This is a genomic window from Actinokineospora sp. UV203 (assembly GCF_056323665.1).
Genome location: NZ_CM150484.1, coordinates 417660 through 430398 on the forward strand (window position 1 = coordinate 417660; position 12739 = coordinate 430398).

At 69.8% G+C, this 12739-nt stretch carries 13 protein-coding genes; 4 read left to right on the forward strand and 9 right to left on the reverse strand.

Annotation, left to right across the window (positions count from 1 at the left end; translation table 11 throughout):
• Positions 1-6 precede the first annotated feature (6 nt).
• Positions 7-1113: a transaldolase gene (gene tal, locus ACUZ2Y_RS01970; protein WP_476326306.1), complete on the reverse strand. Its 1107-nt coding sequence runs from the start codon at positions 1111-1113 to the stop codon at positions 7-9.
• On the reverse strand, positions 1110-3227 hold the full coding sequence (gene tkt / locus ACUZ2Y_RS01975) for a transketolase (protein WP_476326308.1): 2118 nt from the start codon (positions 3225-3227) through the stop codon (positions 1110-1112). Before tkt ends, tal begins: the two co-directional genes overlap by 4 nt.
• 311 nt (positions 3228-3538) lie before the next feature.
• Between tkt and ACUZ2Y_RS01980 the strand changes: the two genes are divergently transcribed.
• Complete coding sequence (locus ACUZ2Y_RS01980) at positions 3539-4486, forward strand: heme o synthase (RefSeq protein ID WP_476326310.1); 948 nt, start codon at positions 3539-3541, stop codon at positions 4484-4486.
• Between the two features lie 201 nt (positions 4487-4687).
• Positions 4688-5182, forward strand: a complete 495-nt coding sequence (locus tag ACUZ2Y_RS01985) for a gluconokinase (RefSeq protein WP_476326312.1) — start codon at positions 4688-4690, stop codon at positions 5180-5182.
• Positions 5183-5236: 54 nt separating this feature from the next.
• Here the strand turns inward: ACUZ2Y_RS01985 and ACUZ2Y_RS01990 are convergent, their stop codons facing one another.
• From ACUZ2Y_RS01990 to ACUZ2Y_RS02000, 3 genes are read right to left on the reverse strand one after another with little or no spacing between them, the layout of a single operon-like run.
• Entirely contained in the window at positions 5237-5896 is a 660-nt protein-coding gene (locus ACUZ2Y_RS01990; protein WP_476326314.1) for an HD domain-containing protein, read from the reverse strand.
• Positions 5897-5947: 51 nt separating this feature from the next.
• A complete protein-coding gene (locus tag ACUZ2Y_RS01995) occupies positions 5948-6577 on the reverse strand; it encodes a cupin domain-containing protein (protein ID WP_476331507.1) in 630 nt (209 codons plus the stop codon).
• Entirely contained in the window at positions 6574-7578 is a 1005-nt protein-coding gene (locus ACUZ2Y_RS02000) for a hypothetical protein (protein ID WP_476331510.1), read from the reverse strand. Before ACUZ2Y_RS02000 ends, ACUZ2Y_RS01995 begins: the two co-directional genes overlap by 4 nt.
• A gap of 176 nt (positions 7579-7754) precedes the next feature.
• Here ACUZ2Y_RS02000 and ACUZ2Y_RS02005 point away from each other — a divergent pair, with 176 nt between their 5' ends.
• Positions 7755-8339: an FKBP-type peptidyl-prolyl cis-trans isomerase gene (locus tag ACUZ2Y_RS02005; RefSeq protein WP_476326316.1), complete on the forward strand. Its 585-nt coding sequence runs from the start codon at positions 7755-7757 to the stop codon at positions 8337-8339.
• Between the two features lie 143 nt (positions 8340-8482).
• On the opposite strand, the gene ACUZ2Y_RS02010 is transcribed toward ACUZ2Y_RS02005, so the two are convergent.
• Positions 8483-9454 (reverse strand): quinone oxidoreductase family protein, encoded by a 972-nt coding sequence (locus ACUZ2Y_RS02010; protein ID WP_476326318.1) that lies wholly within the window; start codon positions 9452-9454, stop codon positions 8483-8485.
• A gap of 73 nt (positions 9455-9527) precedes the next feature.
• Between ACUZ2Y_RS02010 and ACUZ2Y_RS02015 the strand changes: the two genes are divergently transcribed.
• On the forward strand, positions 9528-9836 hold the full coding sequence (locus tag ACUZ2Y_RS02015) for a hypothetical protein (RefSeq protein WP_476326320.1): 309 nt from the start codon (positions 9528-9530) through the stop codon (positions 9834-9836).
• 8 nt (positions 9837-9844) lie between these two features.
• Here ACUZ2Y_RS02015 and ACUZ2Y_RS02020 read toward each other — a convergent pair whose 3' ends face one another.
• The 3 genes from ACUZ2Y_RS02020 to ACUZ2Y_RS02030 form a co-directional block, all read right to left on the reverse strand.
• A complete protein-coding gene (locus ACUZ2Y_RS02020) occupies positions 9845-10804 on the reverse strand; it encodes a COX15/CtaA family protein (protein WP_476326322.1) in 960 nt (319 codons plus the stop codon).
• 232 nt (positions 10805-11036) lie between these two features.
• Entirely contained in the window at positions 11037-11753 is a 717-nt protein-coding gene (locus ACUZ2Y_RS02025; RefSeq protein WP_476331513.1) for an ABC transporter permease, read from the reverse strand.
• A 59-nt stretch (positions 11754-11812) separates the two neighbouring features.
• Positions 11813-12739 carry an ABC transporter ATP-binding protein gene (locus tag ACUZ2Y_RS02030; RefSeq protein WP_476326323.1) on the reverse strand — a complete coding sequence of 309 codons (927 nt, stop codon included), beginning with the start codon at positions 12737-12739 and terminating at the stop codon, positions 11813-11815.

Genomic DNA, 12739 nt, shown 5'->3' on the forward strand with positions numbered 1-12739 from the left:
CCTTTCCTAGTGCGCCTTGTCGAGCTGTCCCTGCACTGTCTCAAGCAATTCGGCCCACGACTTCTCGAACTTGTCGACGCCCTCGGTCTCCAGCACCCGGAAGACGTCGTCGAGATCGATCCCGACCTCGGCGAGCTTGTCGAAGACCTCCTGCGCCTGCGCGGCGGTGCCGGTGACGGTGTCACCGGTGATCTTGCCGTGATCGGCGACCGCGCGCAGCGTCTTCTCGGGCATGGTGTTGACCGTGTCGGCGACGACGAGGTCGTCGACGTACATCGTGTCGCGGTAGTCCGGGTTCTTGACCCCGGTCGACGCCCACAGCGGACGCTGCGGACGGGCGCCTTCCTCGGCCAGCGCTTCCCAGCGCTCGCCCTGGAAGACCTCTTGGAACGCCGCGTACGCCAGCCGGGCGTTGGCGATGGCGGCCTTGCCGCGCAGTGCCTTCGCTTCGTCGGTGCCCAGCGCGTCGAGCCGCTTGTCGATCTCGGTGTCCACACGGGACACGAAGAAGGACGCGACCGACTCGATCGACTTGAGATCGTGGCCGTTCTCCCTGGCCCGCTCCAGGCCGGTCAGGTACGCCTCCATGACCGCGCGGTAGCGCTCGACGGAGAAGATCAGCGTGACGTTGACGCTGATGCCCTCGGCGAGCGTGCGCGCGATCGCGGGGATGCCCTCGACCGTGGCCGGGATCTTGACCAGCAGGTTCGGTCGGTCGACGGTCTTCCACAGGTCGGCCGCCTCGGCCACGGTGGCCTCGGTGTCGGCCGCGAGCCGCGGGTCGACCTCGATCGACACCCGGCCGTCGACACCGTCGGAGGCCGAGTGGTGGCTGCGGAACAGGTCGCACGCGTTGCGCACGTCCGTGGTGGTCAGCTCGCGGACGGCCGCGTCGAGCGACGCGCCGCGCGCGGCCAGTTCACGGACCTGCTCGTCGTAGGCCTCGCCTGCCGAGAGAGCACCGGCGAAGATCGTCGGGTTGGTCGTCACGCCGACCACGTGCTGCTCGCGGATCAGCTCGGCGAGGTTGCCCGAGGTGAGACGTTCGCGGGAGAGATCATCGAGCCAGATGGACACACCGGCGTCGGAAAGAGTCTTCAGGTTGTCGCTCACTTGGCGCCTCCGTTGGCGGTGAGGGTGCGGCGGGCGGCGGCGACGACGGCCTCGGTCGTGAAGCCGAACTCGCGGAACAACGTCTGGTGGTCCGCCGACGCGCCGAAGTGCTCGATCGAGATGACCTCGCCGGTGTCGCCGACGTAGCGGTGCCACGGCTGCGCGATGCCCGCCTCGACGGCCACTCGGGCCTTGACGTTCGGCGGGATGACGGTGTCGCGGTAGGCCTGGTCCTGATCCTGGAACCACTCCATGGACGGCATGGAAACAACACGGGTCGGCACGCCGTCGGCTTCGAGGACCTTGCGGGCCTCGACCGCGAGCTGCAGCTCCGAGCCGGTGGCGATCAGCACGACCTGCGCCGGACCACCGGTCTCCTCGGCCAACACGTAGCCGCCCTTGGCGACGTTGTCGCCCGCGAGTTCCTTGGTGCCTTCCAGCACCGGCAGGTTCTGCCGGGTCAGCGCGAGGCCGACCGGGGCGTCGGACTGCGACAGGATCGCCTTCCACGCCGCGGCGGTCTCGTTGGCGTCACCCGGGCGCAGCACGACCAGGCCTGGGATCGCACGCAGCGCGGCCAGGTGCTCGATCGGCTGGTGCGTCGGGCCGTCCTCGCCGAGGCCGATGGAGTCGTGCGTCCAGACGTAGGTGACCGGCAGCTTCATCAGCGCGGCGAGTCGGACCGCCGGGCGCATGTAGTCGGAGAACACCAGGAACGTGCCGCCGTAGGGGCGGGTCGGGCCGTGCAGCACGATGCCGTTGAGGATCGAGCCCATGGCGTGCTCGCGGACACCGAAGTGCAGCGTGCGGCCGTAGGGCTGCGCGTTCCAGTGCTTCGTGGCCGACTCCACCGGGCCGAACGAGTCGGCGCCGGAGATCGTGGTGTTGTTGCTCTCGGCCAGGTCGGCCGAGCCGCCCCACAGCTCGGGCAGCAGGTCGCCGATGGCGTTGAGCACCTCGCCGGAGGCCTTGCGGGTGGCGACACCCTTGGCGTCCGGGTCCCAGCTCGGAAGCGCCTCGACGAAGCCCTCGGGGAGCTTGTAGGCGCTCGCCCGGTCCAGCAGCGCCTTGCGCTCCGGGTTGGCCCGCGCCCACTTCTCGAACTCGGTCTCCCAGTCGGCGCGGGCGGCCTTGCCGCGCTCCGCGACCTCGCGGGCATGGGCGAGCACGGCCGGGTCGACCTCGAAGGTCTGCTCCGGGTCGAAGCCCAGGATCTTCTTGACCGCGGCGACCTCTTCGTCGCCCAGCGCGGCGCCGTGCGCCTTGCCCGTGTTCATCAGCTTCGGCGCCGGGTAGCCGATCACCGTGCGCAGCAGGATGAACGACGGCTTGCCGGTCTCGGCCTTGGCGTTCTCGATCGCCTCGAGGATGCCGGTGACGTTCTCGCCGCCGATGACGCGCTGCACGTGCCAGCCGTAGGACTCGTAGCGCTTGGCCGTGTCCTCGGCCATCGCGATCTTGGTGTCGTCCTCGATCGAGATCTCGTTGTCGTCGTAGAAGACGATCAGGTTGCCCAACTGCTGGCGGCCCGCGATCGCGGACGCCTCGGAGGTGACGCCCTCGGCGATGTCGCCGTCGGAGGCGACCGCGTACACATGGTGATCGAAGACACTCTCGCCCGGCTTGGCGTCCGGGTCGAACAGGCCGCGCTCGCGGCGGGCGGCCATCGCCATGCCGACCGCGGAGGCCAGGCCCTGGCCCAGCGGGCCGGTGGTGATCTCCACGCCCTTGGTGTGGCCGTGCTCGGGGTGGCCCGGGGTCTTGGAGCCCCAGGTGCGCAGCGCGGCGATGTCCTCGATCTCCAGGCCGTAGCCGGAGAGGAACAGCTGCAGGTACTGGGTGAGGCTGGAGTGCCCGCAGGACAGCACGAACCGGTCGCGGCCGATCCAGTCCGGGTCGCTGGGGTCGTGGCGCATCGCGCGCTGGTAGAGCGAGTAGGCCAGCGGCGCCAGGCTCATCGCCGTGCCGGGGTGGCCGTTGCCGACGTTCTGCACGGCGTCGGCGGCGAGCACGCGGATCGTGTCGACCGCGCGCTTGTCGAGGTCAGTCCAGTCCTCGGGCAGCACCGCGGTGGTGAGTTCGGTCAATTCACTGGGTACTTCACTGACGGACACGGACTTGAGCTCCCATTTCCACGTCTGGCGGGTTCGCGGCTCATGATCACCCTTTGCCCCGGATTCTAGATCAATACCGTAGGGGGCGACCTGGCCGGACCCGCATGCCATCCCTGGTCCGTGGTCAGCGTAGTCGCCGAGGTCCGCCGATGTGATTCGCGACCGACTTCGGCGTCCGCGCCGCCACCCGATACGGGTACCCAGGAGACTCGCGGTTAACATTTCCTTCGGTGTCGCGGGCGTCCCGTGGCGCAACCGCAACCGCCGTGACCGGCGTCTCAGCCGGTTCGCGAGCAGATTAGAGGAGCGAGATGTCGTCGGTGATGCCAGTGCCCGTCGATGCCGTTCCCCCGTCCGCGCCGACCCGCGGTGAGGTGTTCAAGGCCTACGTCGCGCTCACCAAGCCGCGCATCATCGAGTTGCTGCTGGTCACGACCGTCCCCGCGATGCTGCTCGCCGAGCGCGGCATCCCGTCGCCGTGGCTGGTCCTGACCACCCTGTTCGGCGGCACCATGGCCGCGGGCAGCGCCAACGCGCTGAACTGCGTGGTCGACGCCGACATCGACGCGCTGATGAAGCGCACCAAGCAGCGCCCGCTGGCCCTGCACACCGTGCCCACGCGCAACGCGCTCATCTTCGGCGTCATCCTGGGCGTGCTGTCGTTCGCCTGGCTCTGGGCCACCACGAACCTGCTCGCCGCGGCGATGGCCGTCGGCGCGATCCTGTTCTACGTCCTCGTCTACACGATGATCCTGAAGCGGCGCACCGCCCAGAACATCGTCTGGGGCGGGGCGGCGGGCTGCATGCCCGTGGTCATCGGCTGGTCGGCCGTCACCGGCGACGTCGGCTGGCCCGCGCTGGTCATGTTCGGCGTGATCTTCTTCTGGACCCCGCCGCACTTCTGGGCACTGGCGATGAAATTCCGCGACGACTACGCGGCGGCCGGTGTGCCGATGCTGCCGGTGGTCGCGACGCCGCGGCAAGTGGCCAAGCAGATCGTCATCTACTCGTGGGTGATGGTGGCCTGGACGCTGCTGCTGGTGCCCGCCACCGGCTGGGTCTACGCGACGTTCGCGCTGCTGGCCGGGCTGTGGTTCCTGATCTTCGCCCACCGCCTCAACGGCGCCATCCGGCGTGGTGAGCCGGGCAACCCGATGAAGCTGTTCCACCTGTCGAACAGCTACCTGACGCTGGTCTTCGTGGCCCTCGCCGTCGACTCGGCCCTGTCGCTCCCGCTGTTCCGCCTCCCCGGAATTTAAACGTCGGGTCACCTGGCGGGTGACGGTGCGGATGGGTTGGGTTACCGGGGTCGGCTTGCGTCACGGTCCCCTTAGGCGGCGGTCGGTGGTGGCGGTCGGTGGAGCAGGTCGGCCGGGGTAGGCCGGGGGCGGGGTGGTGGACGTGCACGGGTGCGTGGACAGGAGCATGATCTTCTTGAGCTGCGGACCGGGAGGGGACAGGTGTCGGTTGTCGTCGTGATGGGTGTGGCGGGGTCGGGGAAGAGCACCGTGGCCGCGCTGCTCGCCGAGCGGTTGGGGCTGCCCTGGGGCGATGCCGACGTCTTCCACTCCCCGGCGAACGTGGCCCGGATGGCGGCGGGCCTGCCGCTGCGTGACGCCGACCGGGAACCGTGGCTGGCCGCGGTCGCGGAGTGGATCTCCACCCATGCGGACACGGGGTGCGTGGTCGCGTGTTCGGCGCTCACCCGCCGCTACCGCGACCGACTGCGCGAGGCCGGGGTGCCACTCTGGTTCCTGCACCTGTGCGGCGACCGCGCACTGCTCGCGGAGCGCCTGCGGGGACGCCAGGGCCACTTCGCCACGGTGTCCCTCCTCGACTCACAACTCGCGACCCTGGAGCCCCTCGACGTCGACGAGCAGGGCACGGAGATCGATGTGAGCCTGGACCCCGCGTCGATCGTGCGCGCCGCGGCCGAGCGGCTCGCTGTCAGCTGACTCGCCGTGCCTGCCACCCGTGTCGGGCCAGGGATTTCCCATTCGGCGGCGGGGTCACCCGACCGCGCTGAGTAGCCGTTCGACGGTGGGGTCGTTCAGCGATTCCTTGATGCAGGACCACAGTTCGAGGTTCGCGGTGGCCCAACGGGAGTAGCTCGCGGCGGCGGCGGGGGAGTAGAAGTAGAAGCCCTCGTCGTGCACGTCGCGCTGTTCGCCGACGATTTTGTCCGCCAGCTCGCGCAAACTGACGCCGTTCTCCGCCAAGTACTTGTGCGCCAACACGACCGGGGTCACCGGCAGCGCCTTGAAGAGCGTGTCGGCATCGCTGAGTGCCTGTGCTTCCAGCGAGATGTCACGGTGCCGGGTGCGCATCTCCGCTTCGTCGACGAGCGCGTCGATCCAGTCGACCGTGGCCGCGCCGATGCCCGCGTCGGCCAGGATGCGCCTGCGCAGCGCGCTTCCCGCCGCGGCGAAGGAGTTGCGCCGGACGAGGTAGTTGACGTCGTGGACCAGCGCGGCCGTCTCCACGACAGCCACGTCGGACCCGTTGAGCATGGCGAACTCGACAGCCTTGTCGCGCACGAAGCTGACGTGGTGCCAGCCGTGGAACGGCAGTCGGTCGGCGTAGCGCCTGCACAGCACTTGGACCCGGCGGCTGACCTGCGCGATGGCGGCGGCGCCGACGGACTCGGTGGACAGAACTGGCGTGGACATGGAACCCCTCCCGAGCGGTGTGGAATCGGGTGGGGCTGATGGTAAGTCGTTTCAGATCCTGTTGGTCAGCTCCTCAAGTCTGGATTCGACGGGGACATGGCGGTGGCCGATCTTGGTGGCCGGGTCGAACGAGAGGCTGGCGGCGCTCACCGGGCGGGATTTCACCAGGAACGTCATCGTCTGGTCGGCCGCGCTGGGGATGCGGTGGAACTCGTCGGCGAGCAGGTACCCGGACTCGCCCACACCGCATTCGGTGCGGCGCAGCAGGGTCGCCGCCGAGATCAGGCCGGTGTCGGGGTCGATCGTGGTGGCGTAGCGCTCGTGGAGGTAGCCGCCGCGCAGGATGACCGTGCAGAAGTGGTACCGGTGGTTGTGCACGGAATCGGCGTAGCCGGGCCGCCAGTCGCTCTGCGGTTTGTACTCGTGCAGCCAGAAGGTGAACGGCTCGGCCTCGCGGTCGCGCAGGCACCAGGCGAAGTGGGTCGTGGTCTCCCGGGAGCGGCCGATCAGGGCCGCGGCCTTGTCCGGTCCCAGGCTCATAAGGTGTTGGCGCAAAACGGATCTCAGCGTCGAACCGTCCACCCAGGAGCCGAAGCAGTCGTGCACGGCGGACCAGCGGCGCGCGGGCGTGGTGCGCATCCGGTCGGCGAGCTCGGACAGCGCGGTCGACAACGGGATCAGGCCTCCAGTTCGGCTTTGGCGGAGAAGTCATGGCGGAAGGTGTGGAACTTCGCTTCCAGCTCACGGAACCGCTTCTCGGTGAGCGCGGTGCCGGTGACCCGTTCGAAGTGCGCCAGGAACTCCGCCCGGGTGGTGTCCGGGGTGATCTGGAACCGCCCCGCTTCCCGGGCGCCGCGCAGGCGCGCGAAATCGGCGCGTTCCATGGAGTAGATGAACGACCCCTCGGAGAAGCGCAGGGTCCGCGGGTAGAGCGAGGCGACGCCCGCGACGTCGCTGTAGAGGGTGATCCAGACGCTGTCGTCGAACATCTCCAGGCGGTCCAGCGGGGGATCGGCGATGACGGTCACGTCGATCACCGAACACCGGGCGCGGGCCAGATAGAGGCCGACGAGCCCGATGCGGATCTCCTCGTGCAGCGTCGCCTGGATGCCTTCGTAGTCCGCGTCGACCCCGGCGTTGCGCACCAGGTGCCGGGCACGTCCGCTGATCGCCGTCCGCTCCCGCGGATCGGCCACGACGGCCCGCACTTCCCACTCGGCGTGGGAGTGCAGCAGGCGGACCGCGGCGTGACGGCCGGAGAACCCGCGGAAGCAGAACTGCCTGGTGTCCTTGAGGTCGCGCATCATCAGGGCGTTGAACGTCGGGTCGGGGTCGGTGGTCGCCTCGAAGACGTGGGTGGGGAAGAACTCCTGGTTGAGGGCCCGGTACTCCGCCGACAACTCGCGAAGCGCGCGCCTGCTCTCTTCGATCACCGGCGTCACCATCGCCCGCTGGGCGGCCGTGGCGGTGATCAGCGTCTGGCCGAACCCGACGACGGCGGACACCATGGTCCCGGTGCCGAGCGCGGCGAGTAGATTCTTGGCCGTACCCGGGTCGAGACCGCTCGAAGTCCACATCGACGTTCCCGACACCACGAGCAGGATCAGGAGCAGCAGACCCGTTCGGGTCCAGAAGAGCTCCTGGATCGGGTGGGTGCGGAGGCCCTCGGCATCCGCGGGCACGATGGTCACCTCCTTGGGGCGCACACGAACGGGCGAACGCGGTCAGTATCCGATCAGGCGCGCGGAGTCACTTTACGCGCGATTTCCTGCCCGTGGATTGCGAAATTCGGGTGAGGATTCACGTTCGGGTAGACCGGGTGCGGCTCGTCCGAGGGCCTTTTCTAGACTCGCTGACCATGCACAACGTCGGCAAGATCATGATCGCGGCGGCGGTGGCGGTGGGCCTGACGGCTTGCGCCCCGACGGAGCAGGCCTCCACCCAGCCGCCGAGTGGCCCCAGCACCCCGGCCGCGGCCCAGCCCACCAAGACCAGCGAGTCCTCCGCCCCGACCAGCGCCGCCGCCAATGGCGCCGAGTGCACCGCCGACGACATCAAAGTCACCGGCGCCGCGAACTCCAAGCCCGAGATCACCGTTCCCACCACCTGCGCGCCGCCCAAGAAGCTCATCGTCAAGGACTTGACGCCGGGCACGGGCAAGGAGGTCGTGAAGGGCAGCGACATGCTGACCCACTACCTGCTGGTCACCTGGTCGAACAAGACCGAGAAGGACTCCTCCTGGAAGCGCAACCAGCCCTTCCCCCTCCAGGGCGTCGGCGAGGCCTCGGTCATCGACGGCTGGAACGAGGGCCTGGTCGGCATCAAGCAGGGCGGCCGCAGGCTCCTGGTCGTTCCCCCGGACAAGGGCTACGGCCAGGGCGGCAACGGCATCGCCGCGAACGAAACCCTCGTCTTCGTGATCGACGCCGTCCAGGTCACCTGAGGTTCCGCCTCCCCGAAATTCAAAGTCGAGTCACCTTGGCGAGCGGCCGCCGCGGATAGTCGGTAACCGTGGTCGGCCGCCGTCACGGTGCCCCTTGGGCGCCGGTATGCGGTGGCCTCAGTTCGCCCAATGGGTTGGACGGGCTAGGGGATGAGCAGGAGCTTGCCGGTGGTGCGCCTGCCCTGCAGATCTTCATGGGCCTGCCGTGCCTCGGAGAGCGGATACCTGCCCCCGATCCGCACCTTCAAGCTCCCGCCGACGATCGAGCCAAACAGCTCATCGGCCCGCCACCGCAGTTCCTCTTCCGTGGCAACGTGATCAGCCAGCTTCGGTCGGGTCAGGAACAGGGAACCGCCCTTCTTGAGCCGCTGCGGGTCCACCGGGTCCACCGGTCCGCTCGCGGCGCCGAACAACGCCAGCGTCCCGCGTCGCCTCACCACCGACAGGCTGCCGTCGAACGTCGTGCGGCCGACACCGTCGTACACCGCCGCGACGCCCTCGTCGTCGGTCAGCTCCAGCGTCCGGGCGACGAAGTCCTCTTCGGTGTACCGGATCACCTCGTCGGCGCCCGCCTCCCGGGCCAGCGCCTCTTTGTCCGAAGTGGACACGGTGCCGATGACCCGGGCGCCGCGCGCCTTGGCCAGCTGCACGAGCAGCAGCCCGACGCCGCCCGCCGCCGCGTGCACCAACACCGTGTCCACCGGTCGGGCGGGATAGGTCGAGGTCACCAGGTAGTGGGCGGTGAGTCCCTGCAGCATCGCGGCCGCGGCGGTCTCGTCGTCGACGCCGTCGGGGACGCGGACCGCCACCGTGGATCTCACCAGCACGTGTTCGGCGTAGCTGCCCATCGCGTCGGCCCAGGCGACCCGGTCGCCCACGGCGAGGTCGCCGACGTCGTCGCCGACCGCGGTGATCGTCCCGGCGCCTTCGAGGCCGAGGCCGAAGGGCAGCGGCAGGGGATAGATGCCGTCGCGGTGGTAGGTGTCGATGTAGTTGACGCCCGCCGCGGCCACCCCTACGAGCACCTCGCCGGGGCCCGGGGCGGGGACATCCCGGTCCGCGTAGGTCAGCACCTCGGGGCCACCGGTGCGCGTCACCACCACTGCCTTTGTCATGTTCCAAGCATGCCCGAGTGGAACCGCTCACGGTGGACGGGTCTCACCGCCCGGTTGGTCCTAAGCTCGGTCCGTGGCTGACGAGAACACCGAACCCCAGGTCCCCGCCCAGGCCGTCAAGGCCGCCACCGCGTTCGTCGCGGAGCATGGCAAGCCGAGCCGGGCCGTTGTCCAGAACATCGGGCGCACCGGCGCCCGCGTGGTGCTCGTCGGCGACGACGGCGTGATGGGCGACATCATCGTGCCCGGCCCCGCCGCGGGGGAGGCCCTCGTCGCGACGATCGAGGGCCTCGAACTCTCGGAGTGGGACCGCGAGACCGTGGCGGCCACCAAGATCGGCGCCGGGCACCGGCGCAAGATGGCCGCCAGGACCCGAGGCTGAGCTAGGACCTAGACCGCGACGGCCCGCGCTTCGTCCGCCTCGGCGGGCGCGCGCGGGTAGTCGCGCGTCGCGCACCACAGGCTCGCGGTGGCCACGATGACCGCCATGGCGCCCAGAACGTGCAGCGATACCAGCATCTCCGGCACGCCCGTCCAGAACTGGACGAACCCCAGCGAGCCCTGCGCGAGCACGACGGCGACCAAGGCGTAGAACCGGCGCCACAGCGCACGGTCCGCGCGCGAGTGCAGCAGGAACCCGACGGCGAGCACCATGCCGAGGTAGACGAACAGGAACGCGGCGTGCACGTGCGCCAGCGTCTCCACCGGCAGCCCCAGTCGCGGCGTCTCCGGGTCGCCCGCGTGCGGGCCCGCTCCGGTGACCATCGTGCCGACCACGAGCAGCCCGGCGAGCACCACGACCGTGGCGCTCAGCAGCCCGCGCAATCCAGTCGGCCCGCGAACGACTCTCGGCCCGTCCCCCTCGTCGACCGCGTGGACGAGCAGCACGGCCAGCCACACCATCACGGCTGAGACCATGAAGTGCACCGCCACGGTCCACCACAGCAGGTCCAGCCGTACGGTGGCGCCGCCGATGACGGCCTGCAGGAGCACCCCGAGCGGCATGATCAAAGCCAGCCGCAGGTAGCGGCGGCGGTGCGGGCGGTCGAGGTAGGCCAGGAAGAACGCGGCGATGGCGATGAAGCCGACGACGCCGGTCAGCATCCGGTTGCCGAACTCGATCCACTGGTGCAGGGCCGCGAACTCCGGGTGGTCGACCGGCACCATGCTGCCCGGATGGCACTGCGGCCACGTCGTGCAGCCCAGCCCCGACCCGGTGACCCGGACCACCGACCCGGTGACCGCGATCAGCGCCTGCGTGACGACGACAGCGATCGCGACGGCGCGCTGGGTGCGGACACCCTGCGCGGGCAGACGGTCGATCCGGTCCTTCAACGATTGCGGCAGCACGCGACGATGGTAGGCGGGCGCCCCTGAGAGCGCGTCCGCGGCCGGCCGCCGATGTGGCCGGACTCCCATCGTGCGCTGAACGGGGAGATCTTCACCGTTCATTCCCACGCGGTGATCATGGGCTACTACACTCGGTCGTCAGAGGGCGAACTCCCCCTTCGCCTCTCTTAGCTGTCGCCGGCTCAGTCGCGTCCCCCCTCGACCAGGGCCGGCGGCAGCGCCCATCAGCCGGTCAGACGAGCTTTGTCGTGCGTGTGGCCAGCAGCGCCGCGCCGCCGCCCCAGCCCGCGAGGATCGCGAACACCGACCAGTCCGGCACCTTGCCCTCGACCAGGGCTGTCGTCAGTCCCTCGGTCAGTGCCGCGCTGGGCAGGAGTCGGACCACTGTCGCCATGCCGTCGGGCAGTGAGTCGGCGGCGACGATGATGCCGCCTGCCAGCAGCAGCACGAACCACACGATGTTGGCCAGTGCCAGCACGACCTCAGCCTTCAACGCGCCCCCGAGCAGCACGCCGAGTGCCCCGAACGCCACCGTGCCCAGCACCACCAGCAGCACTGTCCACACCAGACCGGACGGTGACGGGGACCAGCCCAGCAGGACCGCGGTCACCGCCAGCAGCACCAACTGCAGGACCACCACGGCCAAAGCCGCGAGCACCCGGCCGGCGACCAGCAGCCAGCGCGGCAGCGCCGTCGCGGCGAGGCGCTTGAGGACGCCGTAGCGGCGGTCGAAGCCCAACGCGATCGCCTGGCCGGTGAAGGCCGACGACATGACCGCGAGGGCGAAGATCCGGGGCGTCACCGAGTCGACTCGGGGTTCGGGCATCTCGATGATCTTCAGCACACTGAGGCCGATCAGCAGCGCCAGTGGGATCAGCACCGTCAGCAGGACCTGCTCACCGTTGCGCAGGGTCAGCATGGCCTCGGTGCGCGCGTGCGTGAGCAGCATCCGCAGGGGCTTGCCCGCCCCCGGCGCGGGAGTGAAGGTGCCGGGCTCGAATCGTGCGGTCACGAGCGCAGCTCCCGTCCGGTCAGGTCGAGGAAGACGTCCTCCAGGCTGCGCCTGCCCACCTGCAGCTCCTGGGCGAGGACGCCCTGCTGCGCGCACCACGACGTCACCGTCGAGACGACCTGGGGGTCGACCGTGCCCGTCACCAGGTACTGGCCCGCCATCGGCTCACTCACCCGGCATCCCTGGGGCAGCGCCGCCAGCAGCAGCGTGGTGTCCAGTCCGGACTTGGCCCGGAACTTCAGGTGCTGATCGTCCTCACCCTGCTCGGTCAGCTCGCGCGGGCTCCCCTGGGCCACCACCCGGCCGTGGTCGATGATCACCACCTGGTCGGCGAGCGCTTCGGCTTCCTCCATCAGGTGGGTGGTGAGCAGGACGCTCACGCCGTCGGCGCGCAGGGCGGCCACCAGTTCCCAGACCAGCCTGCGGGCCTGCGGGTCCATCCCGGCTGTGGGTTCGTCGAGGAACACCAGCTCGGGCCTGCCGATCAGCGCGCAGGCCAGCGACAGCCGCTGCTGCTGCCCGCCGGAGAGGCGCTTGTACGGGGTCCGGGTCGCGCCCGCGAGCCCGAGGATGTCGAGCAGCCAGGCCGGGTCGAGTGGGTTGGCCGCACAGGCCGCGACCAGGGTGAGCATCTCGTCGACCCGCACGCCGGGGTAGGCGCCGCCGCCCTGGGGCATCACGCCGATCCGGGGGCGCAGCTTCTCGCCGTCGGTGGCCGGGTCGAGGCCGAGGACGCGCACCGAACCGCCGTCGCGGCGCAGGAAGCCCTCGCAGATCTCGATGCTGGTGGTCTTGCCCGCGCCGTTGGGCCCGAGCAGGGCCAGCACGGAGCCACGTTCCACGGTGAACCCGATGCCGTCGACGGCAGGGGTGGACCCGTAACTCTTGGCCAGGTCGGACACCTCGACGGCGGGCACACTCAC

Bases quoted from the DNA above. Each gene is read 5' to 3' on its own strand.
- ACUZ2Y_RS02005 (WP_476326316.1), top strand. From the start codon at position 7,755: ATGCACAACGTCGGCAAGATCATGATCGCGGCGGCGGTGGCGGTGGGC.
- ACUZ2Y_RS02010 (WP_476326318.1), bottom strand. From the start codon at position 9,454: ATGACAAAGGCAGTGGTGGTGACGCGCACCGGTGGCCCCGAGGTGCTG.
- ACUZ2Y_RS01980 (WP_476326310.1), top strand. From the start codon at position 3,539: ATGTCGTCGGTGATGCCAGTGCCCGTCGATGCCGTTCCCCCGTCCGCG.
- ACUZ2Y_RS02025 (WP_476331513.1), bottom strand. From the start codon at position 11,753: ATGCTGCTCACGCACGCGCGCACCGAGGCCATGCTGACCCTGCGCAAC.
- ACUZ2Y_RS01990 (WP_476326314.1), bottom strand. From the start codon at position 5,896: ATGTCCACGCCAGTTCTGTCCACCGAGTCCGTCGGCGCCGCCGCCATC.